29 protein-coding genes are annotated in these 26,338 nt (G+C 68.5%); 17 read left to right on the top strand and 12 right to left on the bottom strand.

Translation table 11 applies throughout. From position 1 onward, the window contains the following. From cydC to purT, 7 genes are all read right to left on the bottom strand, one after another. Window positions 1–1,695: a thiol reductant ABC exporter subunit CydC gene (gene cydC, locus C1I89_RS25850; protein ID WP_102775238.1), complete on the bottom strand. Its 1,695-nt coding sequence runs from the start codon at window positions 1,693–1,695 to the stop codon at window positions 1–3. Then, entirely contained in the window at window positions 1,692–3,449 is a 1,758-nt protein-coding gene (cydD, locus tag C1I89_RS25845; protein ID WP_102775237.1) for a thiol reductant ABC exporter subunit CydD, read from the bottom strand. The genes cydC and cydD overlap by 4 nt, the downstream gene beginning before the upstream one ends. Then, a complete protein-coding gene (gene cydX, locus C1I89_RS25840) occupies window positions 3,446–3,571 on the bottom strand; it encodes a cytochrome bd-I oxidase subunit CydX (protein WP_102775236.1) in 126 nt (41 codons plus the stop codon). The genes cydD and cydX overlap by 4 nt, the downstream gene beginning before the upstream one ends. Before the next feature lie 16 nt (window positions 3,572–3,587). Continuing rightward, a complete protein-coding gene (gene cydB / locus C1I89_RS25835) occupies window positions 3,588–4,742 on the bottom strand; it encodes a cytochrome d ubiquinol oxidase subunit II (protein ID WP_102775235.1) in 1,155 nt (384 codons plus the stop codon). A 10-nt stretch (window positions 4,743–4,752) separates the two neighbouring features. Continuing rightward, window positions 4,753–6,324, bottom strand: a complete 1,572-nt coding sequence (locus tag C1I89_RS25830; RefSeq protein WP_102775234.1) for a cytochrome ubiquinol oxidase subunit I — start codon at window positions 6,322–6,324, stop codon at window positions 4,753–4,755. Window positions 6,325–6,445: 121 nt separating this feature from the next. Then, window positions 6,446–6,991, bottom strand: coding sequence for a GbsR/MarR family transcriptional regulator (locus C1I89_RS25825; protein WP_102775233.1), 546 nt, complete (start codon window positions 6,989–6,991; stop codon window positions 6,446–6,448). Between the two features lie 216 nt (window positions 6,992–7,207). Next, complete coding sequence (purT, locus tag C1I89_RS25820; RefSeq protein WP_102775232.1) at window positions 7,208–8,425, bottom strand: formate-dependent phosphoribosylglycinamide formyltransferase; 1,218 nt, start codon at window positions 8,423–8,425, stop codon at window positions 7,208–7,210. Between the two features lie 102 nt (window positions 8,426–8,527). On the opposite strand from purT, the gene C1I89_RS25815 reads away from it, so the two are divergent. The 8 genes from C1I89_RS25815 to hprK all read left to right on the top strand — a co-directional run bounded on the left by C1I89_RS25815 (window position 8,528) and on the right by hprK (window position 14,555). Next, window positions 8,528–9,517, top strand: a complete 990-nt coding sequence (locus C1I89_RS25815) for a KpsF/GutQ family sugar-phosphate isomerase (RefSeq protein WP_102775231.1) — start codon at window positions 8,528–8,530, stop codon at window positions 9,515–9,517. Further along, window positions 9,514–10,122 carry a KdsC family phosphatase gene (locus C1I89_RS25810; RefSeq protein ID WP_181391051.1) on the top strand — a complete coding sequence of 203 codons (609 nt, stop codon included), beginning with the start codon at window positions 9,514–9,516 and terminating at the stop codon, window positions 10,120–10,122. The genes C1I89_RS25815 and C1I89_RS25810 overlap by 4 nt, the downstream gene beginning before the upstream one ends. A gap of 37 nt (window positions 10,123–10,159) precedes the next feature. Next, the gene (lptC, locus tag C1I89_RS25805) at window positions 10,160–10,792 is read left to right on the top strand and encodes an LPS export ABC transporter periplasmic protein LptC (protein ID WP_102775229.1); all 633 of its coding nucleotides are present in this window, start codon (window positions 10,160–10,162) and stop codon (window positions 10,790–10,792) included. Continuing rightward, window positions 10,789–11,418 carry a lipopolysaccharide transport periplasmic protein LptA gene (gene lptA, locus C1I89_RS25800; protein WP_102775228.1) on the top strand — a complete coding sequence of 210 codons (630 nt, stop codon included), beginning with the start codon at window positions 10,789–10,791 and terminating at the stop codon, window positions 11,416–11,418. The genes lptC and lptA overlap by 4 nt, the downstream gene beginning before the upstream one ends. A gap of 32 nt (window positions 11,419–11,450) precedes the next feature. Then, complete coding sequence (gene lptB / locus C1I89_RS25795; protein WP_102775227.1) at window positions 11,451–12,245, top strand: LPS export ABC transporter ATP-binding protein; 795 nt, start codon at window positions 11,451–11,453, stop codon at window positions 12,243–12,245. 214 nt (window positions 12,246–12,459) lie between these two features. Continuing rightward, entirely contained in the window at window positions 12,460–12,795 is a 336-nt protein-coding gene (gene hpf, locus C1I89_RS25790; RefSeq protein WP_006391806.1) for a ribosome hibernation-promoting factor, HPF/YfiA family, read from the top strand. Between the two features lie 356 nt (window positions 12,796–13,151). Continuing rightward, window positions 13,152–13,607: a PTS sugar transporter subunit IIA gene (locus C1I89_RS25785; RefSeq protein ID WP_102775226.1), complete on the top strand. Its 456-nt coding sequence runs from the start codon at window positions 13,152–13,154 to the stop codon at window positions 13,605–13,607. A gap of 21 nt (window positions 13,608–13,628) precedes the next feature. Beyond that, on the top strand, window positions 13,629–14,555 hold the full coding sequence (gene hprK, locus C1I89_RS25780; RefSeq protein ID WP_102775225.1) for an HPr(Ser) kinase/phosphatase: 927 nt from the start codon (window positions 13,629–13,631) through the stop codon (window positions 14,553–14,555). Between the two features lie 238 nt (window positions 14,556–14,793). Here hprK and C1I89_RS25775 read toward each other — a convergent pair whose 3' ends face one another. Together C1I89_RS25775 and C1I89_RS25770 are read right to left on the bottom strand one after the other, a co-directional pair. Beyond that, a complete protein-coding gene (locus tag C1I89_RS25775; protein WP_102775224.1) occupies window positions 14,794–16,077 on the bottom strand; it encodes a c-type cytochrome in 1,284 nt (427 codons plus the stop codon). 9 nt (window positions 16,078–16,086) lie between these two features. Beyond that, window positions 16,087–16,821 carry a c-type cytochrome gene (locus C1I89_RS25770; RefSeq protein WP_102775223.1) on the bottom strand — a complete coding sequence of 245 codons (735 nt, stop codon included), beginning with the start codon at window positions 16,819–16,821 and terminating at the stop codon, window positions 16,087–16,089. Between the two features lie 194 nt (window positions 16,822–17,015). Between C1I89_RS25770 and rapZ the strand changes: the two genes are divergently transcribed. Continuing rightward, on the top strand, window positions 17,016–17,888 hold the full coding sequence (gene rapZ, locus C1I89_RS25765; protein WP_102775380.1) for an RNase adapter RapZ: 873 nt from the start codon (window positions 17,016–17,018) through the stop codon (window positions 17,886–17,888). Further along, complete coding sequence (locus tag C1I89_RS25760; protein WP_102775222.1) at window positions 17,885–18,841, top strand: septal ring lytic transglycosylase RlpA family protein; 957 nt, start codon at window positions 17,885–17,887, stop codon at window positions 18,839–18,841. Before rapZ ends, C1I89_RS25760 begins: the two co-directional genes overlap by 4 nt. 13 nt (window positions 18,842–18,854) lie before the next feature. Here the strand turns inward: C1I89_RS25760 and C1I89_RS25755 are convergent, their stop codons facing one another. Together C1I89_RS25755 and rsmI are read right to left on the bottom strand one after the other, a co-directional pair. Next, the gene (locus tag C1I89_RS25755; RefSeq protein ID WP_102775221.1) at window positions 18,855–19,436 is read right to left on the bottom strand and encodes a methylated-DNA--[protein]-cysteine S-methyltransferase; all 582 of its coding nucleotides are present in this window, start codon (window positions 19,434–19,436) and stop codon (window positions 18,855–18,857) included. A gap of 3 nt (window positions 19,437–19,439) precedes the next feature. Next, window positions 19,440–20,375, bottom strand: a complete 936-nt coding sequence (gene rsmI, locus C1I89_RS25750; RefSeq protein WP_102775220.1) for a 16S rRNA (cytidine(1402)-2'-O)-methyltransferase — start codon at window positions 20,373–20,375, stop codon at window positions 19,440–19,442. Between the two features lie 66 nt (window positions 20,376–20,441). On the opposite strand from rsmI, the gene C1I89_RS25745 reads away from it, so the two are divergent. The 4 genes from C1I89_RS25745 (at window position 20,442) to C1I89_RS25730 (ending at window position 22,818) form a co-directional block, all read left to right on the top strand. After that, complete coding sequence (locus C1I89_RS25745; RefSeq protein ID WP_102775219.1) at window positions 20,442–20,921, top strand: YraN family protein; 480 nt, start codon at window positions 20,442–20,444, stop codon at window positions 20,919–20,921. A gap of 78 nt (window positions 20,922–20,999) precedes the next feature. Continuing rightward, window positions 21,000–21,593 carry a phosphoheptose isomerase gene (locus tag C1I89_RS25740; protein WP_165359025.1) on the top strand — a complete coding sequence of 198 codons (594 nt, stop codon included), beginning with the start codon at window positions 21,000–21,002 and terminating at the stop codon, window positions 21,591–21,593. Then, window positions 21,590–22,330, top strand: coding sequence for a BON domain-containing protein (locus C1I89_RS25735; protein ID WP_102775217.1), 741 nt, complete (start codon window positions 21,590–21,592; stop codon window positions 22,328–22,330). The genes C1I89_RS25740 and C1I89_RS25735 overlap by 4 nt, the downstream gene beginning before the upstream one ends. Continuing rightward, window positions 22,327–22,818 carry a peroxiredoxin family protein gene (locus tag C1I89_RS25730; protein WP_102775216.1) on the top strand — a complete coding sequence of 164 codons (492 nt, stop codon included), beginning with the start codon at window positions 22,327–22,329 and terminating at the stop codon, window positions 22,816–22,818. Before C1I89_RS25735 ends, C1I89_RS25730 begins: the two co-directional genes overlap by 4 nt. 23 nt (window positions 22,819–22,841) lie before the next feature. Here the strand turns inward: C1I89_RS25730 and C1I89_RS25725 are convergent, their stop codons facing one another. After that, window positions 22,842–23,630 carry a MetQ/NlpA family ABC transporter substrate-binding protein gene (locus C1I89_RS25725; protein ID WP_102775215.1) on the bottom strand — a complete coding sequence of 263 codons (789 nt, stop codon included), beginning with the start codon at window positions 23,628–23,630 and terminating at the stop codon, window positions 22,842–22,844. A 246-nt stretch (window positions 23,631–23,876) separates the two neighbouring features. On the opposite strand from C1I89_RS25725, the gene argB reads away from it, so the two are divergent. The 3 genes from argB to slmA all read left to right on the top strand — a co-directional run bounded on the left by argB (window position 23,877) and on the right by slmA (window position 26,317). Continuing rightward, the gene (gene argB / locus C1I89_RS25720; RefSeq protein WP_102775214.1) at window positions 23,877–24,779 is read left to right on the top strand and encodes an acetylglutamate kinase; all 903 of its coding nucleotides are present in this window, start codon (window positions 23,877–23,879) and stop codon (window positions 24,777–24,779) included. Between the two features lie 164 nt (window positions 24,780–24,943). Next, window positions 24,944–25,687, top strand: a complete 744-nt coding sequence (locus C1I89_RS25715) for a pyrimidine 5'-nucleotidase (RefSeq protein ID WP_102775213.1) — start codon at window positions 24,944–24,946, stop codon at window positions 25,685–25,687. Between the two features lie 54 nt (window positions 25,688–25,741). Then, entirely contained in the window at window positions 25,742–26,317 is a 576-nt protein-coding gene (slmA, locus tag C1I89_RS25710) for a nucleoid occlusion factor SlmA (protein ID WP_102775212.1), read from the top strand. The last annotated feature ends 21 nt before the right edge of the window (window positions 26,318–26,338 follow it).

The following is a 26,338-nucleotide window of genomic DNA, read 5'->3' as shown; positions in this document are numbered from 1 at the left end:
TTAAGCCAGGACGGCGTTCCGACCATGTTCATGCAGGCGGCCGGCGCGTAATCGGTAGCTTCGGTCGACCGCCCCCGGCGGCAAGGCCGCGTGGGTGGCGAGCACCACGGCGCGCCCGCGCACCGCGGCTCGCAGGTCCTGGAAGAACGCGGTTTCGGCGGCGGCGTCCAGGCCGGCGGTGGGCTCGTCCAGCACGATGACCGCGGCCGGCGACAGCAGCGCGCGCGCCAGGCACAGGCGGCGCGCCTGGCCTGCCGACAGCCGCGAACCGGTTTCGCCCGCCCAGGTGTCCAGCCCTTCGGGCAGGCCGCGTACGAAATCGCCCAGGCGCGCCGCGTCCAGCGCGCGCCACAGCGCGGCGTCGTCGGCCTGCGGATCGCCGATGAGCAGATTGGTGCGCAGCGTGCCCAGGAACACCGGCGCCTCCTGCGACAGCAAGGCGACGCGGCGGTGCCAGTCGGCCTGCGCGCAGGCGCGCGCGTCCACGCCGCCGAAACGCACCTGCCCGGCCTGCGGATCTTCCAGGCGCAGCAGCAGATGCAGCAGGGTCGATTTGCCGGCGCCGCTCGCCCCCAGGATGGCCACGCTTTCGCCCGGCGCCACGCGCAGGCTCACGTCTTCCAGCACCGCCGGCGCCGGCTCCCCGGGCGCGGCGGGATAGGCGAAGCGCACGCCGTCCAGTTCCAGCGCGCCAGTCTCGGGCAGGGCCTGCGGCGCATCGGGATCGAGCATGTCGGGCTGGCTTTGCGTCACCTCGCGGATGCGCGCCGCCGCCGACATCGCCGAGCCCATGCGCGAGACGCCGCGCATGATGGGACCGGCCACTTCGAAGATGCCGATGACCGCCAGCAGCAGGCCGGCCAGCACCGGACCGCTGATCCGTCCGGTGGCCAGCGTGTCCAGGCCGAACCAGAGCCAGGCCAGCACCGCCGCGCCGGCGGCGAACTGCAGGAAGAACTGGCCCCGGGCCGCGACCCGCGCCTGGCCGCCGCGCGCGGCCGCGCTGGCCTGGCACAGCTGCTCGAAGTGCGCCGTGGTCTGCGCCTGCGCGTGCAGCGCCACCATGTCGGCATGGCCGTCCACCGCGTCCAGCGTGGCCGCGCGCAGTCCGGCCGCGCTTTCCTGCGCCGCCGCGCCCGGCCGGCGCGCGGCCCGCAACAGCCACAGGGGCACCAGCACGCAGGCCGTCAACAGCGCCAGCGCGAACGCCAGCGCGGCGGCGGGCACCCAGCGCCCCAGCACCGCGGTCAGGATGGCGCCGCCCAGCAGCGCGGTGGCCAGCGGCGCCAGCACGAACAGGAATACCGTGTCCAGCGCGTCCACGTCGCCCGTCATGCGCGCCACCAGGTCGCCGTCGCGGTAGCGCGCCAGTTGCCGCGGCGTCAGCCGCGTGAGCGCCGCGAACACCACGGCGCGCAGGTCCGCCAGCAGGCGCAGCGTGGCGGCATGGCCGACGACGCGGTCGGCGTAGCGCGCCACGATGCGCAGGAACGACAGCGCGCGCACCAGCGCCGACGGCGCGAACAGATTGAACGCGGCGCCCGCGCCGGCCAGCGCGGCCCCGGTCAGGAACCATCCCGACACGCCCAGCAGGCCCACGCCCGCCGCCACCGTGGCCAGCGCGCAGAATAATGCGAGCAAAAACCCGCTTTTTCGGCGGGCATACAGCGGCAGCAGCAGCAACAGGTTCTTCATGCGTCTTCCACTTTCGCGTCGGCCACGCGCAAGGTCCGGCCCAGCCGCGCCGCCACGGCCGGCGCATGCGTCGCCAGCAACAGGCTGCGGCCGGCCGAAAAGGCCAGAATCTCGTCCAGCACGCGCGCCTGCGTATCCTCGTCCAGGTGCGCCGTGGGCTCGTCGAGCAGGATCAGGCCCGGATCGCGCAGGAACAGGCGCGCCAGCGCCACGCGCTGCGCCTGCCCGCCGGACAGCCCGTGGCCGCGCCCGCCCAGCCGCGTCTGCAGCCCTTGCGGCAGCGCCTCGGCGAATTCCAGCACGCAGGCGCGCCTGGCGGCTTCGCGCAGCTCGGCGTCGCTGGCGTCGGGCCGGCCCAGGCGGATGTTGTCGGCGATGGAGCCCGCCAGCAGCTGCGGCTTCTGCCCGATCAGCACCACGCGTTCGCGCAGGTCCGCTTCGCGCCATTCGGCCAGCGGCAGGCCGTCGATGCGGATGTCCCCTTCGGCCGGGCGCAGGCGCGCAAGCGCCTCCAGCAGCGTGGACTTGCCGATGCCGCTGGGCCCCATCAGCGCCACATGCTCGCCCGGGGCCAGCGCCAGCGCGGCGCCGGACAGCACCGGGCGGCTGCGCCCCGGCGCCTGCACGCCCAGGCCCGCCACGGCCACCGCCGCGCCCGCGCCGCGCGATGCGGGCGCGGCACGGGCGCCGGTTTCGACGCGATCGCCGGTTCCGTCGTCCTGCGGCAGGCCGTCGAACAAGGCGGCGATCTGCGTGACCGCCGCCAGCGCCGTGGCGCGGTCGTGGTAGTGCGCCGCGAACTGGCGCAGCGGCGCATAGACCTCCGGCGCCATCAGCAGACAGAACAGGCCCGCCTGCAGGGTCAGCGGCGTCCAGCGCACGTCCAGAAAGCCCAGATAGGTCAGGCCGATATAGACGGCCACGCCCGCCACGCCCAGCGCGGCGAAGAACTCCAGCACCGCCGACGACAGGAAGGCGATGCGCAATACCGACATGGTGCGTTGGCGCAGGGCGTCGCTGGCCGCGGCCACCGAGGCGGCTTCGGCCTCGGCCCGGCCATACAGCTTCAGGGTCGACAGGCCGCGCAGGCGGTCGGCGAAAAAACCCGACAGCCGCGCGAACGCGCGCAGGTGGCGGCGGCTGGCGCCCTGGGCGCCCCAGCCCACCAGGGCCATGAAAAGCGGAATCAGCGGCGCGGTGACCAGCAGCAGCAGCCCGGCGATCACGTCCACCGGCAGCAGCACCACGGAGAACGCCACCGGCAGCATGGCCGCCGCCGCCATGGCCGGCAGGTACTTGGCGAAATAGCCGTCGAGCGCCTCGACCTGGTCCACCACCGCGCTGGCCAGTTCGCCCGCGGCGCGGCCCCGGCTCCAGTGCGGCCCGAGGCGCAGCAGGCGCCGGAACAGCGACAGCCGCACGTGCAGCTTGATGCGTTCCGCGGCCTCGGCGCCGGCGCGCTCGCCCGCCCAGGCGATGGCCGCGCGGACCAGCATGAGCGCGGCGATGCCGAGAATGCCGCCGATCAGTTCGTGCCGGGGCGCCTGCCCGACGATGGCCGCGTCCAGCACGCTGGCCAGCAGCCAGGCCTGCGCCACCATCAGGATGCCGCCGACGAGCGGCGCGGCGCCCGCCAGTATCAGCGGCAGCCGGGCGGCCCTGGCAAGCGCCGCCAGCCACCGCGACTGTTCACGCGGCGGTTTGCCCAGCGTTGCGGAGGGATCGTGCTCGAGGGCGCTGGTGTCGCCCCTCACTCGTCGTCGCGGCCGGCGCGCGGGTCATGCGCATGGCCTTCGCGCAGTTCGAACCACATCGCGTTGAGGATGGCGAACGCGCACGCCAGGCCCAGGCCGAGTATCCACGAGAAATACCACATGGTGGAGGCTCCTAAGTCAGTATGAGTTGGGCGTGCCGCCGACCGATTCCTCGGTGACCTTGCCGCGCATGACGCGGTAGACCCAGGCGGTGTAGACGGTGACGATCGGCAGGAAGACGGCGACCGCGATGACCATGATCCACAGCGTCAAGTGGCTGGACGAGCCGTCCCAGACCGTAAGCCCGGCCTGCGGTCTGGTCGACGAGGGCATGATGAACGGGAACAGCGAAAAGCCCGCCGTCAGGATCACGCCGGTGATGGACGTAGCCGAGGCCAGGAACGCCAGCATGTTGGCGCGCACGCTCAGCAGCAGCGCCGCCAGCACCGCCCCGGCCACGCCCAGCGCGGGCGCGATCCACATCAGCGGCCACTTGGCGTAATTGGCCATCCATGCCCCGTCCTGCACCGACACGGTCTTCTGCATGGGATTGGAAGGGGCCGCCACGTCGATGGCGCTGGTGATCACGTGGCCGCCGATGCCACCGGCCACCCAGAAGCCGCCGACGATGAAAAGCGCGGCGGTCAGCAACGCGCACAGCCGGCCCCAGTTGCGGGCGCGCTCGGCCACCGCGCCCTCGGTGCGCCAGGCCAGCAGCACGGCGCCGTGCATGGCCAGCATCACCACGCTCAGCACGCCGGCCAGCAAGGCGAACGGCATGAACAGCTGGTAGAAGTGGCCTTCGTAGATGGGACGCAGCGTGACGGGGTCGAACGTGAACGGCACGCCCAGGATGATGTTGCCCATGGCCACGCCGAACACCAGCGAGGCCAGCACGCCCGAAAAGCACAGCACGGCGTCCCAGCGGCTGCGCCAGCGGGTGTCTTCCATCTTGCTGCGGTACTTGAAGCCCACGGGCCGCAGGATCAGCGCGATCAGCACCAGCATCATCGCCAGGTAGAACCCGGAGAACGAGGCCGCGTACAGCAGCGGCCACGCGGCGAAGATGGCGCCGCCCGCGGTGATGAGCCACACCTGGTTGCCTTCCCAGACGGGGCCGACCACGTTGATCACCACCCGGCGCTCCACGTCGGTCTTGGCGACCACCGGCAGCAGCGCGGCCACGCCGAGGTCGAAGCCGTCCATCACGGCGAAGCCGATGAGCAGCGCGCCCATCAGCACCCACCACACCACGCGCAGGGTGCCGTAGTCGAAGGGAATCAGATTTTCCATGATGCTTTCCTCAGGCGCGCACGGCGGCGTGGACGGGATCGGCGGCGCTGTCGGGCGCCGGCTGATCGGACTTCGGTCCGGCCTTGATGGCGTGCAGCATCACCTTGACGCCGATGATGGCCAGCACCGTGTACAGCACCAGGTAGATCGCCAGGGAGATGACCAGGTCCATGACGGTCAGGCCCGAGGCCGCGTAGTAGGTCGGCAGCACGCCTTCGATCACCCAGGGCTGGCGTCCGTACTCGGCCACGAACCAGCCGCTTTCGATGGCGATCCAGGGCAGCGGCAGGCTCCACAGCGCCACCTTGAGCAGGCCGCGGCGGCTGTCCAGGCGGCCGCGCGAGGCCAGCCAGAAGGCCACGGCGAAGAACACGATCAGGTACATGCCCACCGCCACCATGATGCGGAAGGTCCAGAACAGCGGCGCCACCGTGGGCACCGTGTCCACCGCGGCCTGCTTGATGTCGGCCTCGGTGACCTTGCTCATGTCGGGCTGGTAGCGCTTGACCAGCAGCGCGTAGCCCAGATCGGGCCAGGTCCGGTCGAACACCATGCGCGCGTCCACGTCCTTGGGATTGGCGCGGATCTTCTGCAGCGCGTCGTACGCCACGATGCCGTCGCGGATGCGGTTCTCGGCGCGCAGGATCAGGTCGTCGATGCCCAGCAGCGGCGTGGTCAGCGAGCGCGTGCCGATGATGCCCATGACGTACGGGATCTCGATGGCGAAGTCGTTCTTGCGCTCTTCCTGGTTGGGCCAGGCCACCAGGTTGAAGGACGCGGGCGCCGGCTCGGTGTGCCACATGGACTCGATGGCCGCGATCTTCATCTTCTGGTGTTCGGTGGTGAGGTAGCCGCTTTCGTCGCCCAGCACCACGACCGACAGCGCCGAGGCCAGGCCGAAGCTGGCCGCGACCGCCATCGAGCGCTTGGCCAGGTCGATGTGGCGACCCTTCAGCAGGTACCACGCGCTGATCGACATGACGAACATGGCGCCGGCGACGTAGCCCGCGCTGACCGTGTGCACGAACTTGGCCTGGGCCACCGGGTTGAGGATCACCGCGGCGAAGTCGGTCATCTCCATGCGCATGGTGTCGGGATTGAAGACCGCGCCCACCGGGTTCTGCATCCAGCCGTTGGCGATCAGGATCCACAGCGCCGAGAAGTTGGTGCCGAACGCCACCAGCCAGGTCACCACCAGGTGGCTGACCTTGGACATGCGGTTCCAGCCGAAGAAGAACAGGCCGACGAAGGTGGCTTCGAGGAAGAAGGCCATCAGCCCCTCGAGGGCCAGCGGCGCGCCGAAGATGTCGCCCACGTAGTGGCTGTAGTAGGACCAGTTCATGCCGAACTGGAATTCCATCACGACGCCCGTGGCCACGCCCAGCGCGAAGTTGATGCCGAACAGCGTGCCCCAGAACATGGTCATCTTTCGCCAGATGGGGCGGCCGGTCATGACGTACACGCTTTCCATGATGGCCAGGATGAAAGACAGGCCGAGCGTGAGGGGAACGAACAGGAAGTGGTAGAGGACGGTCGCGGCAAACTGGAATCGCGACAGGTTCACGACGTCGAGATCAATCATCGGGGCGCTCCCAAAGAGATGCCACGGCAACCGGCATGGTTCCCAGGCCGTCTGCGCCCAATGGTAAGGGCGTTGGATACAACTTCATAGGGGTTATCCATAAATTCAGGACAGATCACTTTCATTCCTTGCCGCGCAATTTGCCGGCGAAGCCCAGCACCTTCTGCACCTTGGAACCCAGTTTCATCAGGTTCTGCAGGGTTTCGGGAGGCAGGCGCTGGACCTCGTCGAACCATCCGGTGGAGAGCTCGATGAGCTCCAGCATCTCGGTCATGCGCTGTTGCGCGTAAGCCTCATCCGGCCCGGATGGCGGCTCCAGCAGGGTGTCCCGCAGCAGCGAGAGCGTGGGATCGATCTCGCGCTTGCGCTTTTCTTCCATCAGGGTGCGGAAGATCTCCCAGACATCCTTGGGGGTTTCGAAGTAGTCGCGGCGATCGCCCACCTGGTGGATGAGCTTGACCAGGCGCCAGGACTGCAGCTCTTTCAGGCCGAGGCTGACGTTGGAGCGCGAAAAGCCCAGCGCGTCGGCGATGTCGTCGGCGTTCAGGGGCTTGGGGGAGAGGAACAGCAGGGCGTAGATCTGGCCGACCGTGCGGTTCACGCCCCAGCGGCTGCCCATTTCCCCGAAATGCAGGATGAAGCGTTCGTTTTGCGGGGTGAGAGCCATGATCGATCCTGCGCCAGCGGTACGGAAGCGGTGAACCAGACAAATCCAGTTACGTCACTTTCAGAAATTTCTGAAATTATCGAACAAACCCTGAGAAAGCGCAAACCACACCGGCGGCATGGGGATGCGCGCAAGCGGCCCGGCCATCGACGGCGGACGAACGCAAGCAGCCCCCGCCTGGGCGGGGGCTGCTGGTGAAAACCGGGGAAAAAGCGGCTAGCCGGCCTGGACCGACACGGCGGCGGCCACCCGCTTGGCCTTGGCGCGCGCGGCCGCGACGTCGTCGGCCACGGCCAGGCCCACGCCCATGCGGCGCTTGACGAAGGATTCGGGCTTGCCGAAGAGGCGGATATCGGTGCCGGGCTCGGCCAGCGCCTCGGCCACGCCGTGGAACGACACGGCCGCGGCGTCGACGCCGCCGTAGATGACGCTGCTGGCGCCCGGCTGGCGCAGGCTGGTGTCCACCGGCAGCCCCAGCAGCGCGCGGGCGTGCAGTTCGAACTCGCTCTGGACCTGGGTGATCAGGGTGACCAGGCCGGTGTCATGCGGGCGCGGGCTGACTTCCGAGAACCAGATCTGGTCGCCGGCGACGAACAGTTCCACCCCGAAGATGCCCAAACCGCCCAGGTTGGACGTGACGGCCAGCGCGATCTCGCGCGCGCGCTCCAGCGCCGCGGGCGACATCGGGTGCGGCTGCCAGCTTTCCACGTAGTCGCCGTCGACCTGCTTGTGGCCGATGGGCTCGCAGTAGCGGGTCTCGATCTGGCCGTCGGCGCCGCGGGCGCGCACGGTGAGCAGGGTGATTTCGTAGTCGAAGCGGATGAAGCCCTCGACGATGGCGCGCCCGCCCCCTACCCGGCCGCCCTCCTGGGCGTAGCGCCAGGCGTCGGCGATGTCGTCGGCGCTCTTGATCAGGGACTGGCCCTTGCCCGAGGACGACATGACCGGCTTGATGACGCAGGGATAGCCGATGCCGCCGTCGATGGCCTGGCGAAGCTCGGCCTCGGTGTCGACGAAGCGGTAGGGCGAGGTCGGCAGGCCCAGGGTTTCGGCCGCCAGGCGGCGGATGCCCTCGCGGTTCATGGTGAGCTGGGCGGCGCGGGCGGTCGGCGTCACCCGGGCCACGCCGGCCGCTTCCAGGTCGACCAGCAAATTGGTGGCAATGGCCTCGATTTCGGGGACAATAACGTGCGGCCGCTCCTGTTCGATGACTTTGCGCAAGGCCTGCGGGTCGGTCATCGAGACCACATGCGCCCGGTGCGCCACCTGATGGCCCGGGGCGTCGGCATACCGATCCACCGCGATGACCTCCACGCCCAGCCGCTGCAGGGCGATGATGACCTCTTTGCCCAGCTCGCCCGCCCCGAGCAGCATGACGCGGGTGGCCAGGGGAGACAAAGGCGTGCCTAGAACGGGGCTGGGAAGGCTGGACATGGACGAACCTGCAGGAGAGTTTGGAAGCCGTTGAAAAGAGCCGCCAGGATGCCATACCCCCCTGCTCGGGGCAAACCCGCATACTGATATTAAAATCCGCCCATGACTGACCATCCCACCACTACGTCCGAGACCGCGCTGGCATCCGCGCGCAGAACGCTGCAAATCGAAAGCCAGGGGCTGCTGGACCTGTCGGCCCGGCTGGACGACAGCTTTGCCCAGGCGGTCGCCATGCTGCTGGCCTGTCGCGGCCGCGTGGTGGTGAGCGGCATCGGCAAGACCGGCCATATCGCCCGCAAGATCGCGGCGACGCTGGCCTCGACCGGCACGCCGGCCTTTTTCCTGCACGCGGCCGAGGCCGTGCACGGCGATCTCGGCATGATCACCCGCGACGACGTGATCATCGCGATTTCGTATTCGGGCAGCGGCCAGGAATTGCTGACCATCCTGCCGGTGGCCCGCCGCATGGGCGCGCGCCTGGTCGCGATCACGGGCAATCCGCGTTCGGAACTGGCCGAGCTGGCCGACGTGCACCTGGACGCCAGCGTGGCCCAGGAGGCGTGTCCGCTGAACCTCGCGCCCACGGCCAGCACCACCGCCGCGCTGGCCCTGGGCGACGCGCTGGCCGTGGCCTGCCTGGAGGCGCGCGGCTTCGGCCCGCAGGATTTCGCGCGCTCGCACCCCGGCGGCGCGCTGGGCCGCCGCCTGCTGACGCACGTGCGCGACGTGATGCGCCAGGGCAACGCCCTGCCCATCGTGCTGGCCGGCACGCCGGTATCGCAGGCGCTCGAGGTCATGTCCGCCAAAGGCATGGGCATGACGGTCGTGACCGACGCGCAGCACCGCCCCCTGGGTATCTTCACCGACGGCGACCTGCGCCGCCTGATCGCGCGGCACGGCGACATCCGCAGCCTGACCGTGGAATCCGGCATGACGCGCTCGCCGCGCAGCATCAATCCCGACGCGCTGGCCGTCGAGGCCGCGCAGCAAATGGACGAACAACGGCTCAACCACATGCTGGTGCTGGATGCCGACGGCGCCCTGCTCGGCGCCCTGCACATGCATGATCTGATGGCCGCTAAAGTGGTATGACTATGACTCTTCCTGCTTCCGTGACTCACCCGGCCGACGCGCTGGTCCTCGCCCGCATCCCCGCCGCCGTGCGCGAACGCGCCGCCACCGTGCGCCTGATGGTGTTCGACGTGGACGGCGTGCTGACGGACGGCAGCCTCTATTACGGCGAAAGCGGCGAACTGCAGAAGCGCTTCAACGCGCTGGACGGCCACGGGCTGCGCCTGCTGATGGAAGGCGGGCTGACGGTGGCGCTGATGACCGGCCGCTCGGGCCCGATCGTGGCGCGCCGCGCCGCCGAACTGGGCATCGCCGAGGTGGTCCAGGGCGTGCGCGACAAGGGCGGCGCGCTGGCTGAACTTGCGCAACGCTGCGGTGTCCAACTGAACCAGACCGGCTATATGGGCGATGACATCATCGACCTGCCGGCCATGCAGCGCGCGGGCTTCGCCGCCAGCGTGCCGAACGCCCCGGGCTACGTCAGCCAGGCCGCCCACTGGGTGTCCACGCAGGCCGGCGGCAACGGCGCGGTGCGCGAATGCTGCGACCTGCTGCTGGCGTCCCAGGGACGCCTGGGCGCATTCCTGGCGGCGCCGGGCCTGCTGGGTCCGGGCGCCATCCAATGACCGCCGCGACAACCGACACGCCCTTGCGGCGAACCCGATGAAAGAACGTTTTCCCTCTCTGATCGCCCTGTTCCTGCTGGTGGTGCTGGTCACCAGCTCCTGGTGGGCGGCCGATTACGCGCAGCGGGCCATCCCGGTGGACCCGCCGCGCCGCGTCACCCACGAGATGGACGCCTGGTCGCGCGATTTCGTCATGCTGCGCACCGATCCCAGCGGCCGGCCCATCAACCGGCTCGAAGGCCAGTACGCGGAACACTTCCCCGACGACGACTCCTATCACATCACCGCGCCGCGCGCGGTGGGCCAGCGCGAGACCAACCCCATCACGGTGGCCGTCTCCAAGACGGCCGTGATGGAGCAAGGCGGCAAGCGCATCGTCATGAACGGCGACGCGCACGTGCACCGCCAGCCCGACGCCAACAACGACATGCTGGACGTGCGCAGCCAGCAACTGATCATCCTGCCCGACGAGGACGTGGTCTATACCGACCTGCCGGCGGAGGTCCTCAAGGGCCGTTCGCGCATGAACGGCAAGGGCATGCGCTACAACAACAAAACGCGCCAGCTGCAGGTTTCGGCATCGACCGATGTGGAAATCGCCGGTTCCGAAGGCAAGCAGCAGCCCCGGAACGGCGTTCCCGCCAACAACACTGACCAGAAAAAACCATGACCGACCTCCGGATTCTCCTTGCCCCGACGACCCGCCTGATCGGCGCCGCCCTGCTGGCGGCCGCGGCGCTGGCGCCGGTCCACGCCGCGGAACAGGGTTCCAAATCGGCGCCTGCGGCCGAAGAGCCCAGCACGCTGATCCTGTCGGAGACCCTGCACTACGACGACGTGAAGAAGAAAAGCGTCTTCACGGGCAACGTCAGCCTGACGCGCGGGCTCATGACGCTGACCTCGGACGTGCTGGAGGTCAACGAGGACGCGAAGGGCAACCAGTTCGGCACGGCCACCGCCAACAAGGGCAAGGTCGTGACCATCCGCCAGGAGCGCCCCGAGACCTTCGAGCTCATCGAAGGCAAGGGCCTGCGCGCCGAGTACGACGGCTCCAAGAGCACGTTCGACCTGATCGGCCAGGCGGTCGTGATCCGCTACGTCTGTGGCAAACCCTTCGACACCATCCGCGGCGAACGGGTGCGCTACAACGAAAAGACCGGCACCTACGAAGCCCAGGGCGGCCCCAACTCGTCGGCCCCCGGCGGGCGGGTGCGTTCGGTCGCCGAGCCGCGCGCCAAGTCCGACGCCGCCATCGCGGAATGCCGCAAGCAGCAGGCCGCCAAGAAAGGGCGTTGAAGCGCCTCCCAGCCACACCATACGCAGCCACGATGAACCAACCCACAGTGCAGACTCCCGTGACCTCCGCCCCGACGGGCGTCAAGCAGGGCAGCCTGCGCGCAACCGGCTTGCGCAAAACCTATAACGGCCGCACGGTGGTGCAGGACGTCTCCCTGTCCGTCGTCAGCGGCGAAGTCGTCGGCCTGCTCGGCCCCAACGGCGCCGGCAAGACCACCAGCTTCTACATGATCGTGGGCCTGGTGCCCGCCGACGCCGGCCGCATCGAGATCGACGGCGCCGCCATCACGGCCATGCCCATCCACAAGCGCGCGCGCATGGGGCTGTCGTACCTGCCGCAGGATGCTTCGGTGTTCCGCCGCCTGACGGTGGAGCAGAACATCCGCGCGGTGCTCGAGCTTCAAACGGGGCCGGATGGGCGCGCGCTGTCCACGGCCAAGATCAACGAGCAGATGGAATCCCTGCTCGAAGAACTGCAGATCGGCCATATCCGCAGCAATGCGGCCATTTCGCTGTCGGGCGGCGAACGCCGCCGCGTCGAGATCGCGCGCGCGCTGGCCACCAGCCCGCGCTTCATCCTGCTGGACGAGCCCTTCGCCGGCGTCGACCCCATCGCCGTGATCGAGATCCAGCGCATCGTGCGCTTCCTGAAGGGGCGCGGCATCGGCGTGCTGATCACCGACCACAACGTGCGCGAGACGCTGGGCATCTGCGACCGCGCCTACATCATCAGCGAGGGCAAGGTGCTGACCGACGGCCATCCCGAGGAAATCGTGGGCGATCCCGCGGTGCGCCGCGTCTATCTGGGCGAACACTTCCGCATGTAACCGGCGGGTCCGGGAAGACCCTAGGCGGGCCGCCGGTACATCCTAGAGACTCAGCCATAAAAATGACATGTTATTGCGCTAGCTCAGCTTGTTTTATCGGCCCGAGTCTATACACTAGTACTAACCGAAACCGCTGAATTCAAGGAGAACGCCTAACGCACAAGCCGCGCATTTCTGCGCAATTTTTTTCCCTCTTTTAGAAGGAGAGCACACTATGAACCTGAGCATCTGCGGTCGTCACCTCGACGTCACCCCGGCCATCCGGGAATATGTCATGAACAAACTGGCGCGAGTGCTGCGGCATTTCGATCACGTCATCGATACCCAGGTCATGCTCTCGGTAGAGCCCCTGCGGCATAGAGCCGAAATCACCATGCGTCTGAGCGGTAAGGACATTCATTGTGAAGCTACCGATGAAAATCTCTATGCGGCCATAGATCTTCTGGCAGACAAGGTCGACCGTCAGGTCATCAAGCACAAGGACAAGGTACGAAGCCACACGGCCGAGTCAGTGAAGCGGCAAGCGGCGAACCTCTCGCCAACCCAGTAGTAACGCGCCTCACGACAGCTCGCCATGTGCGGCTAACGAAACAGCGATTCTCGAATCCTGCCTGAGTCCCGGTGTCCCGCTAGACCACGCGTCCAGCCGGGGCATCGGCAAACTTCCCCCTCCCGGCTTCCCCCCCTCCCCCCAGCGTTTTCCCCGGTACCGGCCCGCCCGGCGCACCCGTTTTCCCGCCCGCCCCCCGAATTCCCCGTCCACGCCGTGGCGCACGGCGCAAGAACGCCCACAATCCGGCGCTTACGGTCTATGCTGTCGCTCTTGCCGTCCCACGGCGCGCCTTCGCAGGGGACGCGTCCAGAGGCCGATTATTGCACTGCGTCATATAACCATATAATGATCCGATGAATCATTTGTCGCGCATCCTTCCCGCCGGCAACGTCGTGCTCGATATGCTCGCCACGAGCAAGAAACGTGCGTTCGAACAAGCCGGCCTACTCTTCGAAAACAACCACGGCCTGGCGCGCGCGCTCGTCTTCGACAGCCTGTTCGCCCGCGAACGCCTGGGGTCCACCGCGCTGGGCCAGGGCGTGGCGGTGCCGCACGGCCGCGTGAAGGGCCTGGAGCAGGCGCTGGCGGCCTTCATCAGGCTGGCCCAGCCCATCGCCTTCGATGCGCCCGACGGCCAGCCGGTCTCGATGCTGCTCTGCCTGCTGGTGCCCGAAGCGGCCACGCAGCAGCACCTGGACATCCTGGCCGAACTGGCCCAGCTCATGTCCAACAAGGCATTGCGCGAGGCCCTGGCCACCGAAGCCGATCCGGCCGTCGTCCACAAGATGCTGACGACCGGGCAACTCTGATCCACTCGCGGACACGCTGCCATGCTCACGGTGCAGGAACTCGTCGACGACAACGCCGACAAAATCCCCTTTAACTGGATTTCGGGCCAGGGCGCGGCGGACCGCGCGATTCCCGACGACGGCATGTCGGCCGCCGACCTGGTCGGCCACCTGAACCTGATCCACCCGTCGCGCATCCAGGTCTTCGGCCAGGAAGAACTGGCGTACTACACCCGCTTCGACCTGCGCCGGCGCATGCACCACATGGACGAGCTGCTGATCGGCGGCGTTCCGGCCATTCTGCTGGCCGACGGCCTGAGCCCGCCGCAGGACCTGATCGACCAGTGCGACCAGCACCAGGTGCCGCTGCTGTCCACACCGGTCGCGGCCGCGCAGCTCATCGACCTGCTGCGCATCTACCTCGGCAAGAAGCTGGCGCCCACCACCACGGTCCACGGCGTGTTCCTGGACGTGCTCGGCCTGGGCGTGCTGATCACCGGCGAATCCGGCCTGGGCAAGAGCGAACTGGCGCTGGAACTGATCTCGCGCGGCCACGGCCTGGTGGCCGACGACGCGGTGGAGTTCTCGCGCACCGCGCCCAACATGATCGAAGGCCACTGCCCGCAGCTGCTGCAGAACCTGCTGGAAGTACGCGGCCTGGGCCTGCTGGACATCCGCACCATCTTCGGCGAGACCTCCGTGCGCCGCAAGATGCGCCTCAAGCTCATCGTGCACCTGGTGCGCGCCACCGCGCAGGACAAGTTCGAACGCCTGCCGCTGCAGGACATCACCCAGGACATGCTGGGCCTGCCGGTGCGCAAGGTGATGCTGCAGGTCGCCGCGGGCCGCAATCTGGCGGTGCTGGTCGAGGCCGCCGTGCGCAACACCATCCTCAAGCTGCGCGGCATCGACACGCTGGGCGAATTCATGGAACGCCAGGCGATGGCGATTCTGCAGAGCAGTAAATAGCGTGATGGGTTTCGCGCGCTCGATGTTGGCGTTCTTGTCCAAAGATTCTCGCGCTGCACCCATCCTGCGATGCAACTCGTAGGATGGGTGCCGCGCGAGATATTCGACATAAGAAATCAAGCGCCGGACNGCGCTGCACCCATCCTGCGATGCAACTCGTAGGATGGGTGCCGCGCGAGATATTCGACATAAGAAATCAAGCGCCGGACGCGCGAAACCCATCAGGCAACGCCACCCCCTAATTCCGCGTAGACGCCGCGCGCGCCCGCTTGACCTCCAGCGGCGTCACGCCCCCGGCCTCGTTGCCCCAGCTATTGCGGATGTACGACACCAGCATGGCGACATCGCTGTCGTTCAGCAATTGCCCGAACGGCGGCATGCCGTGGGGCCGCGGGTTGGCCGCCGTGGCGGGCGCGTAGCCGCCGTCCAGCACCATGCGGATCGCGTTGACGGGCGACGGCGCGGTCACCGTGGGATTGCCGGCCAGCGCCGGCCAGGCCGTGCCGCTGCCCTGGCCTTCGGCCTGGTGGCATTGCACGCATTGCTGCTGGTAGAGCTTGCCGCCCAGTTCCATCGCCGCCGGCGACACCGGCGCCTTGGGCGGCTGCGCCGCGGCCGGCGCGGCCGGCAGCGACTTGAGGTAGACGCCGATGGCCAGCGCGTCGTCGTCGCTCAGGTGCTGCGTGCTGCCCAGCACCACCTCGGCCATCGGCCCGCTGACGCTGGAATGCCGCGACACGCCGGTCTTGAGCAGCATGGCGATGTCCTCGGCCGACCAGCGCCCCATGCCGGTCTGCATGTCATTCGTGAGCGGCGGCGCGTACCAGTCCAGCACCGGAATCACGCCGCCGCCCAGCGGCTGCTCCGAACGCAGCGCGCCCATGCTGTTGCGCGGCGTATGGCAGGCGGCGCAATGCCCCAGCCCTTCGACCAGATAGCGGCCGCGGTTCCATTGCAGCGACTGGCCGGCGTCGGGCTCCATCACCCCGGGCTTGAAGTACAGCGCGCGCCAGGCGGCCAGCAGGGCGCGCTGGTCGTACGGGAATTCGAGCTCGGGCGGCCGGTTCGCGCGGCTGACCGGCGGCACGCTGCGCAGGTAGGCGTACAACGCGTCGGCGTCCGCGCGCGTGATGCGCGTGTACTCGGTGTACGGGAACGCGGGATAGAGCAGCGTGCCGTCGCGCGATTTGCCGTTGTGCAGCGCCTGCCAGAAATCGTCGGCCGTCCAGGCGCCGATGCCGGTCTGTTCGTCGGGCGTGATGTTGGGGCCGTACACCGTGCCGAACGGCGTCGGGATGGGCGTGCCGCCAGCCAGCGGCTGGCCGCCGCGGCTGGTGTGGCAGGCCATGCAGTTGCCGGCCTGCGCCAGGTAGCGGCCGCGCTCGACCAGCGTGGCCGCGTCCTGCGCGGCGGCCGCCGGGCCGGTGCTGGCGTCGTCGCGCGTGCCCGCCCAGTAAAGGCCGCCGGCCGCCACGACCAGCGCCAGCAACAGGACCCACAGGACCTTCTTCATGAGTTTCATCGCGGCTCCCTAGCGTTGCGCCTGGCTGCCGCATTCGGCCGGCAGGCGCAGCGAGCCCGCGGGCTCGGGAGCATAAGGTTCGACCACGGGCCGCGACGACAGCCACGCGGCCAGCGCGCCGATGTCGGCGGGGGTGAGCTTGGCGGCGACGTCGGCCATGCAGTCCGGCTCGGCGGCGCGGCGCAGGCCGTTCTTCCAGCCGCCGATCTGAGAGCCGATGTAGTCGCGCGGCAGGCCGAGCAGGCCCGGGATGGCCGGCAGCACGCCGCCCAGCGCGGCGCCGTGACAGGCCGCGCAGGCGGGCAGCCCGCGCGCCGCGTCGCCGTCGAGCGCCAGCTTGCGGCCGGCCTCCAGCGTGGCGGCGGACACCTCGGGGCGGGCCGGCGGCGGATACGGCACGTGCTGCCCGGCGAAATACGCCGCCATTTCACGCAGGTATTCGTCCGGCAACCCGGTGAGCAGGTGCGTCATGGGCCGATACTGGCGCCGGTCGTCGCGGAAATTCAGCAGCTGGTGGTACAGATAGTCCTGGGGCTTGCCGGCCAGGCGCGGATAGTAGCCGTCGGCGCCGGCGCGGCCCTGCTCGCCGTGGCAGGCCGTACAGGCCGCCACGCGCGCCGCCATGGTGTCCGGGCGCAGGGTCTCCTGGGCCTGGGCTGGCGTGGCCGCAAAAGCGGCGGCGAGGATCGGAATTGCCCAAAACCGCGGCAGTGAAACACTACGAAAGGAAATGAAGGCTAACATCTATGTCGAATTCCAATCCCCCCGAAGCGCATGACGGCGGGGCGCGTATGTGAAATCTGTCGATGAAGTCTGTCTGATGCCGGCCAACTTTACGCCACCGGCGCAAAAAAGGTACAGATCAGATTTCGAGTTTACGGCCATATCAGATGCCGCCTTGCCGCATCGCCCTGGAAAAGCGTGCCACAATCATGTCCATGTTGAAAGTCGTCCTAGTCACCGGCATCTCAGGCTCCGGCAAGTCCGTCGCCCTGCGCATGCTCGAGGATGCCAGCTATACCTGCGTCGACAACCTGCCGGTGCGGTTCCTGACCGAGTTCATCGCCAACGCCCGCGACGAGGGCCTGGAGCGCGTGGCCGTCGCCATCGACGTGCGCTCGCCCGGCGAACTGGCCGAGCTGCCGGACGTGGTCACCGCGCTGCGCGCCATGGGCACCAGCCTGCGCGTGGTCTTCCTGGACGCCAGCACCGCCACGCTGGTGCAGCGCTATTCCGAATCCCGCCGCCGCCATCCGCTCACCGACCGCCTGCAGCGCGGCGGCACCGCGCCCTCGCTGACCGACTGCATCGCGCTGGAGCGCGAACTGCTGGCCCCGCTGCGCGAACAGGAACACGTCATCGACACCTCGGACCTGACGCCGGGGCAGCTGCGGGTCTGGATCCGCGACCTGATCCACGCCGACCGCGCGCCGCTGGTGCTGACGTTCGAATCCTTCGCCTACAAGCGCGGCGTGCCGCGCGACGCCGACCTGGTGTTCGACGTGCGCTGCCTGCCCAATCCCTATTACGACCGCAACCTGCGCCCCCTGACCGGCCGCGACGAACCCGTGGCCGCGTGGCTGGCAGGCTTCGACCAGGTCGGGCAGATGATCGACGACATCGCCGGTTTCCTGAACCGCTGGCTGCCGCAATACACGCAGGACACCCGCAACTACCTCACCGTCGCCATCGGCTGCACCGGCGGCCAGCACCGTTCGGTCTATGTGGTCGAGCAGCTGGCGCTGCGCTTCGCCGATCACGACCCGCTGCTGGTGCGCCACCGCACCCAACTGCCCGACGAATCCGCATGACCCTGTCCCGACCGCTGCGCCTGATCCTGACGCTGTTGCTGGCCTTCGCCGTGGCCGCCTGTTCCTCCACCGGCGGACGCAAGAAGGGCGGCTACTACAAGGACGACGGGCCGGACGCGAATCCGCCCTCGAACCTGGACCAGATCCCCGACGCGGTGCCCAAAATCGAACCCTACGCCAGCGGCGCGAACCGGCCCTACGTGGTGTTCGGCCAGCGCTACGTGCCGGACACCAGCGGCCAGCCCTATAAAAAGCGCGGCATCGCCTCGTGGTACGGCAAGAAGTTCCACGGCAATTCCACGTCCATCGGCGAAACCTACGACATGTACGCCATGACCGCCGCCCACACCACGCTGCCGCTGCCCAGCTACGCGCGCGTGACCAGCATGGTCAACGGTAAGACCGTCGTGGTCCGCGTCAATGACCGCGGCCCGTTCCATAGCGACCGCATCATGGACCTGTCCTACGCCGCCGCGCACAAGCTGGGCATCGTCGGCCCCGGCAGCGGGCAGGTGGTCGTCGAGGCCATCCCGCCCGACGAGATCCGGCGCCTGGCCTCGCAGGGCGCGCCGGCCGCCGCCCCGGAACCCGAATCCGCCACCGGCTCGATGCCGGTGCCCTCGCCCATCGCCGCCGCCCCCGCGCCGCTCACGGCCCAGCCGCTGACGGCGCCCGCGCCCGGCTCCGCGCCGGTGCGCCAGGCGCCGGCCGCGGGCCTGGGCAATGTCTATCTGCAGGTGGGCGCGTTCAGCCAGCCGGCCAACGCCCAATCGCTGGTCAGCCGCATCAACACGCAGCTGGGCACGGCCGGCGCGCCGCCGGCCCTGATGGAACAGTCGAACAATCTCTATCGGGTCAAGATCGGGCCCTACCCCGACCGCCAGAGCGCGCTGGACGCCGTGCAGCTGGTGTCCGAGCGCATCGGCATCCTGCCCAGCATCGCCGCGCAATAACCCGGCCGCAGCGCTACCAGGGCAGTTCCGCCTGCCCGTCGCAGACGCGGCGCGCGCGCGCATTGCGGCTGCGGTACAGGTTGCCCTCGTGCGCCAGCAGCGCCTGCTTGCGCGGCAAGCCGCCGCCGAAGCCTGTCAGCGAGGTATCCGCCCCGATCACGCGGTGGCACGGAATGATGATGCTGACCGGATTGCGCCCGACCGCCCCGCCCACCGCCTGCGCCCCCTTGGGCCGGCCGACCCGGCGCGCCAGTTCGCCGTAGCTGGCCAGCACGCCGAACTCCAGATCGCACAGGGCCTGCCAGACCTGGTGCTGGAAAGCCGTGCCCACGGGGTCCAGCGGCACCTCGAATCCGCGGCGGCGGCTGGCGAACCACTCGTCCAGTTCGCGGCGGGCCTGCTCCAGGATGGGATCGGAATGCGTCAACAGCCAGCCCTCGGCCGAAGGCAGCAGGTCCTGGTCGGTGAACCAGGCGCCGCGCAGGCCCTTGGCGCTGGCGACCAGGCGCATGTCGCCCAGCGGCGTGGGGATGTCGCGGTAGGTGAGCCGTTCGCCGGAATCGGCGGGCCTGGACACCACGGTCGGGTACGTCATGGCTTATTCCGATGATTTCTTGCGGGCCAGCGCCCGGTTGTACAGCACGTCGCGCGGCAGGCCCGAGACCTTGGCCGCGACGCGGGCGGCGTCGCGCAGCGACAGCGATTCCAGCAGGGCGTCGAGCAGCACGTCGGTGCGCGGGTCGGCCTCGTCCTGCTCGGGCTGTGTTTCGTCGGCGTGCACGATCAGCACGAATTCGCCCTGCTCGCGATGGGCGTCGGCGGCCAGCCAGGCCGCGCCCGCTTCCAGCGCGAAGGTGGCGATTTCCTCGAAGCGCTTGGTCAGTTCGCGCGCCACGGTCAGGCGGCGCTGCGGCCCGCAGACTTCCAGCAGGTCGGCCAGCGTCGCCGCGAGGCGGTGCGGCGACTCGAACATCACCACCGGCGCCGGCAGGGCGCACCAGGTGCGCAGCCAGCGCTGGCGCGCCGCCGCCTTGGACGGCGCGAATCCCGCGAAGGCGTAGGCCGGGTTTTCGTCCGTGGTGACGCCGCTGCCCATGAGCGCGGCGATCACGGCGCTGGGCCCCGGCACCGGCACCACCTTGAAGCCGGCCTCGCGCACGGCGCGCACGATGCGCGCGCCCGGATCGCTGACCGCCGGCGCGCCGGCGTCGGACACCAGGGCCACGCGCTGGCCCTGCTGCAGCCGCTCGCATATGGCCTGGGCCGCCGCGGCCTCGTTGTGGCGGTGGGCCGCCATGAGCGGCGTGGCCACGCCCCAGGCGTCCAGCAGCGTGCGGCTGGCGCGCGTGTCCTCGGCGGCGCTCACGTCGGCGCGCTGCAAGGCATGCCAGGCGCGCAGGCCCAGGTCGCCCAGATTGCCGATCGGCGTGGCCACGACGTACAGCGTCGCGGCCGGCCAATGCTGCTCGGTCACGCGCTCGGCGACGCGCGACCAGGCATCGCCGGCGGACGCGGGTGAGACATTTGAATTCATTGCTGCCTACTGACACGGAAAACCATGTCAGTGTAGCCGCAGCCGCCCATGCCCCCGGAGCCTCCCATGAACGACGAGACCTTGCGCCTGGCCTGCGAACTGGCCCTGGCCGCGCGCCGCCGCGCCGCCAAACGCCGCCGGCGCGCGCCAAGCACGCCGGCCCCGCGCCCTTGTCCGCAACGCTCGCCCACCCAGCGCAGCGGCGACCGCCACGAGGCCGCCGCCCTGCGCCTGCTGCTGGCCCGCGGCCTGACGCTGCTGGCGCGCAACCTGCGCACCCCAGCCGGCGAGATCGACCTGGCCATGCGCGATGGCGACACGCTGGTGTTCGTCGAAGTCCGCGCGCGCCGGGCCGGCCGCTACGGCGGCGCCGCGGCCAGCATCGGGGCCGAAAAACAGGCCCGGCTGGCACGCGCCGCCGCCCACTGGCTGCCCGAACTGGCGCGCCGCCACTGGCACGGCCGGCTGCCGCCGGCCCGCTTCGACGCCGTGGTCTTCGAGGCCGGCCGCGCCGAATGGCTGCGCGCGGCCTTCGCGCTGGACTGAGTCCGGGCCGTAACGCCGCGCCCGCCACGGTTACGCCTGGACAGAACGGCGGTACGGCACCGTGAGATAATCGCGGCCATGGACATGACCTCTCGAATGACGTCGCACTTTCGCGACGCCATGGCTGCCTACGAACAAAGCATGAACGTGCTGGCCGAACCGCTGGCGATAGCGGTGGACGTGCTGTTCGGCGCCCTGGCGAACAACGGCAAGATTCTGGCTTGCGGCAATGGCGGCTCGGCCGCCGACGCGCAGCACTTCATCGCCGAACTGGTGGGCCGCTTCGAGCGCGAGCGCCTGCCCCTGGCCGGCATCGCGCTCAATACCGACACCTCCATCCTGACCGCGGTCGGCAACGACTACGGCTTCGACGAGGTGTTCGAGCGCCAGGTCAACGCCTTCGGCCAGGCCGGCGACGTGCTGGTGGCGATCTCCACCAGCGGCAACTCTCCCAATGTGGTGCGCGCCATGGAGGCCGCCAGCGCCCGTGAAATGCACGTGCTCGCCCTGACCGGCAAGGGCGGCGGCGTCATGGGGGAACTCATCACGCCCATGGACGTCCATCTATGTGTTCCCAGCGATCGCACGATGCGCATCCAGGAAGTCCATATTCTGCTGCTGCACGCGCTGTGCGACGGCATAGACGCTCTTCTGCTTGGAGACACCGAATGATTTCTGACGTCCGTACCGCTGCCCGTCCGCTGATGCTCGCCGCGGCGCTGTCCACCGCCGCCCTGTCGCTGACGGCCTGCGCGCCGCTGATCGTGGGCGGCGCCGCCGCCACCACGGCGGTCGTCGTGACCGACCGCCGGACCTCCGGCGTCCAGCTCGAGGACCAGAACATCGCCTTCAAGGCGCAAAGCCAGATCTCGCAGAAGCTGGGCGAAACCGCCCGCGTCAACGCCATGGCCTACGGCGGCCACCTGCTGCTGACCGGCGACGTGCCCTCCGAAGAGGCCAAGAGCCAGGCCACCGCCATCGCCCAGGGCGTGGAAAACGTCAAACAGGTCGTCAACCAGCTGACGGTCGGCCCCATCGCCTCGTTCAGCGTGCGCTCCAACGACACCTGGCTGACCTCCAAGGTCAAGACCGCCCTGCTCAACACCAAGTACGTGCCGTCGGGCACCATCGCCGTCACCACCGACCACAGCGTCGTCTACCTGATGGGCAAGCTGACCCAGACCGAAGGTGAGTACGCAGCCAATGCCGCCGCCGACGTCGGCGGCGTGGCCAAGGTGGTTAAACTGTTTGAAACGATCAGCCGCGAGGAAGCGATCCGGCTGTCGAACAGCGGTTCCTCGTCCAACCCCACCACGGAATCCAAAGCGCCCATCGAAAGCGGCTCCGGCGCGCCCAGCGGCAACGCGGGCGGCACGGGCGGCGGCGTTGAGGTCATGCCCATCAAATGAAAAAAGCCATCGTAGCGCTCGCCGTCCTGGTGGCGGTCGGCATCGGCGCCTGGTTCGTGCTGCGGCCCACCCAGACCGCGCCCGACGTCACCTTCACGACCCTGGAAGGCAAGACCTTCTCCATGCAGGACCTGCGCGGCAAGGTCGTGCTGGTCAAATTCTGGGCCACCAGCTGCGTGACCTGCGTGAAGCAGATGCCCGAGACCATCGCGGCCTACAAGCAGTACGCAGACCAGGGCTATGAGGCGGTCGCCGTCGCCATGGACTACGATCCGCCCAACTTCGTGCTGAATTTCGCCGAGACGCGCAAGCTGCCGTTCCCGGTGGCGCTGGACACCAAGGGCGACATCGCCCGCGCCTTCGGCGACATCCGCCTCACGCCCACCGCCTTCCTGATCGACAAGAAGGGCAACATCATCAAGCGCTACCTGGGCGAATACGACGTCGCCGAATTCCACGCCACGGTGGAAAAGGCGCTGGCGGGCTGAGCCCGCCCGCCGCGCTGGCGGCCTCAGAAGGCCGGCACCACCGCGCCCTTGTACTTGTCCTGGATGAACGTCTTGACTTCAGGCGTGTGCAGGGCGTCGACCAGCTTCTTGATGCCCGGCGCGTTCTTGTTGTCCTCGCGGGTCACCAGGATATTGGCGTAGGGCGAATCGGAACCCTCGATGAACAGCGCGTCCTTGGTCGGCACCAGGCCGGCTTCCAGCGCGTAATTGGTGTTGATCAGCGCCAGGTCCACGTCATCCAGCGAGCGCGGCAGCATCGCCGCTTCCAGTTCGCGGAACTTCAGCTTCTTGGGATTTTCGACCACGTCGGCCGCGGTCGCGAGGATATTGGCCGGGTCCTTCAGCTTGATCAGGCCCTGCTTTTGCAGCAGCACCAGCGCGCGCCCGCCGTTGGACGGGTCGTTCGGGATGGCGACGCTGGCGCCGTCCTTCAGTTCGGCCAGGCTCTTGACCTTCTTGGAGTAGCCGCCGAAAGGCTCGACGTGCACCAGGGCCACCGGCACCAGATTGGCCTTGCGGTCCTTGTTGAACGAGTCCAGGTAGGGCTTGTGCTGGAAGAAGTTGGCGTCGAGCTGCTTGTCGGCCAGCTGCAGATTGGGCTGCACGTAGTCGCTGAAGACCTTGATGTCGAGCTCCACGCCTTCCTTGGCGAGCCTGGGTTTCACGACTTCGAGGATCTCGGCGTGCGGCACCTGGGTTGCGCCCACCACCACTTTTTCGGCGTGGGCCGCGTTGGCCGCCACCAGGAAGGCCGAGGCCAGCAGGGCCGAGCGGACAAGATTCAAACGCATGTGTTGCCTCTTATGTAGGAATTAAAAATTGGGGACAATTTGTCCGGCCAACATAGCCCGTGGGCCTGAGCGCCACAATTTACCTGAATGGCGGTTATTTGTCGGGCATATGAACATGGGTTTAAAGCATAAGAAACCTGTGGGTACTACAATCCGTCGTATGCTTGCGCTACCGCGTTCCGAACGCGTTTTTGTGCAGGCATTTTTTCTAATCTTTCATATATTTATTTTGCCGACTTAGCTGCCATGACCGACACCCCCGACCCTGCTGCCGTTTCGTCTCCTGCCGTCAAAGCTGCCGTACTGTCCGAAGCGCTGCCGTACATCCGACGATTCCACGGCAAGACCATCGTGGTCAAGTACGGCGGCAACGCCATGACGGAAGAGCGATTGCAGCGCAGCTTCGCGCACGACGTCGTGCTGCTGAAGCTGGTGGGCCTGAACCCGGTGGTGGTCCACGGCGGCGGTCCGCAGATCGACGACGCGCTGCGCCGCATCGGCAAGCAGGGCACCTTCATCCAGGGCATGCGCGTCACCGACGCCGAAACCATGGAAGTCGTGGAATGGGTGCTGGGCGGCCAGGTCCAGCAGGACATCGTCATGATGATCAACGAGGTCGGCGGCAAGGCCGTGGGCCTGACCGGCAAGGACGGCGGCCTGATCCAGGCCCGCAAGAAGCTGATGGACAACAAGGACAACCCGTCCGAACCCATCGACATCGGCTTCGTCGGCGACATCACCACGGTCGAGCCGGCCGTGGTCAAGGCCCTGCAGGACGACCAGTTCATCCCCGTCATCTCGCCCATCGGCTATGGCGAGGACGGCACGGCCTACAACATCAATGCCGACGTCGTCGCCGGCAAGATGGCCGAGGTGCTGGGCGCCGAAAAGCTGCTGATGCTGACCAACACCCCGGGCGTGCTGGACAAGGGAGGCAAGCTGCTGCGCAGCCTGTCGGCCCAGACCATCGACGAACTGTTCGCCGACGGCACGATTTCCGGCGGCATGCTGCCCAAGATCTCGTCGGCGCTGGACGCCGCCAAGAACGGCGTGAATTCCGTGCACATCGTCGACGGCCGCGTGCCGCACTGCCTGCTGCTGGAGATCCTGACGGATCAGGGCGTGGGCACGATGATCAGCTCGCATTGAGTTTCCCCCCCCGAAGCGCCGGGGGCGCTTCCCCCCCAGGGGGGCGCCGCTGCGGACCGGCGGAGCCGGATCCGCGCGGCCTGGATCGTGGAGGAGTTGCCTGATTCGGGGCACTTGCGTTTTTGACGCCGGATTCGGGGCGCTGTCGTTTTTCGGAGGGTTTGATGCGGGTTCATCGTCAGTTGCTGCGGCCGGGGGTGCGGGTGCGCCGGTCGCGGCGCACGGGCGCGGATGCGTCCGAGCGGCTGTGGCTGTTCGATCTGGACAATACGCTGCACGATACTTCGCACGCGATTTTTCCGAAGATCGACCATGGCATGACCATGGCGGTGGCCGAGGCGCTGAGCGTGGACGTCGATACCGCCAACCGGGTGCGGTCGCTGTACTGGAAACGCTATGGCGCCACCATGATCGGCATGGTGCGGCACCACGGCGTGAACGCGCACGAGTTCCTGCACCGCAGCCATGACTTCGACGTCAATCCGCTGGTGCGGGCGGAAAAGGCGCTGGCGTACAAGCTGCGCCGGCTGCCGGGGCGCAAGGTGCTGCTGACCAACGCGCCGCTGCACTACGCCCGCGCGGTGCTGGCGCGGCTGGGCATCCTGCGCCAGTTCGACAGCCTGTGGGCCATCGAGCACATGCGGCTGCACGGCGAGTTCCGGCCCAAGCCCTCGCCCGCCCTGCTGCGCTACGTGCTGGCGCGCGAAGGCGTGCCGGCGCGCCGCGCGGTGCTGGTGGAGGACACCCTGGCCAACCTGCGCGGCGCACGCAGCGCCGGCCTGCGCACCGTCCATGTGTATCACCCGGGCACGCCGTTCTCCCGCGGCCGCTCGCAGCGTCCGGCCTACGTGGACTTGCGGGTAAACTGCGTCAGTGATTTGCTGTTACGCCGACGCCCCCTGCGGTAGCGGCGCGCTCCTCCCTCCCCTCCACCGTCAGCCTGCGCGAGAGCAGACACTTCCATGGCGAGCAAACCCGGCGAGCGCAAGACCCAGATTCTGCAGACCCTGGCCGAGATGCTGGAGCAGCCGCACGCCTCCCGCATCACCACGGCCGCCCTGGCCGCGCGCCTGGAAGTCTCGGAGGCCGCGCTGTACCGGCACTTCGCCAGCAAGGCCCAGATGTTCGAAGGGCTGATCGAATTCATCGAGACCAGCATCTTCACGCTGGTCAACCAGATCGCCGCGGCCGAGCCGCAGGGCCTGGCCCAGGCGCACCAGACGGTCGCCATGCTGCTGACCTTCTCCGAGCGCAACAAAGGCATGACGCGGGTGCTTACGGGCGACGCCCTGGTGACCGAAGACAACCGCCTGCAGGAACGCATCAACCACATCAACGACCGCATCGAGGCTTCGCTCAAGCAGTCGCTGCGCATTGCGGTCAGCGACGGCGGCCTGCCGCCGCAGGCCAATGTGTCGGCGCACGCCAGCCTGCTGACGCACCTGGTGCTGGGCCGCTGGCTGCGCTATGCGCAGAGCGGCTGGCGTGTTGCGCCCACGCTGCACCTGGATGAACAGTTGCGCCTGGCGCTGGGGTAGACGCCTTGCCGCCGGCGGGGG

The organism is Achromobacter pulmonis (assembly GCF_002885955.2).
GTDB lineage: Bacteria > Pseudomonadota > Gammaproteobacteria > Burkholderiales > Burkholderiaceae_B > Achromobacter > Achromobacter pulmonis_A.
This window is presented reverse-complemented; position numbering and strand designations above follow the sequence as displayed.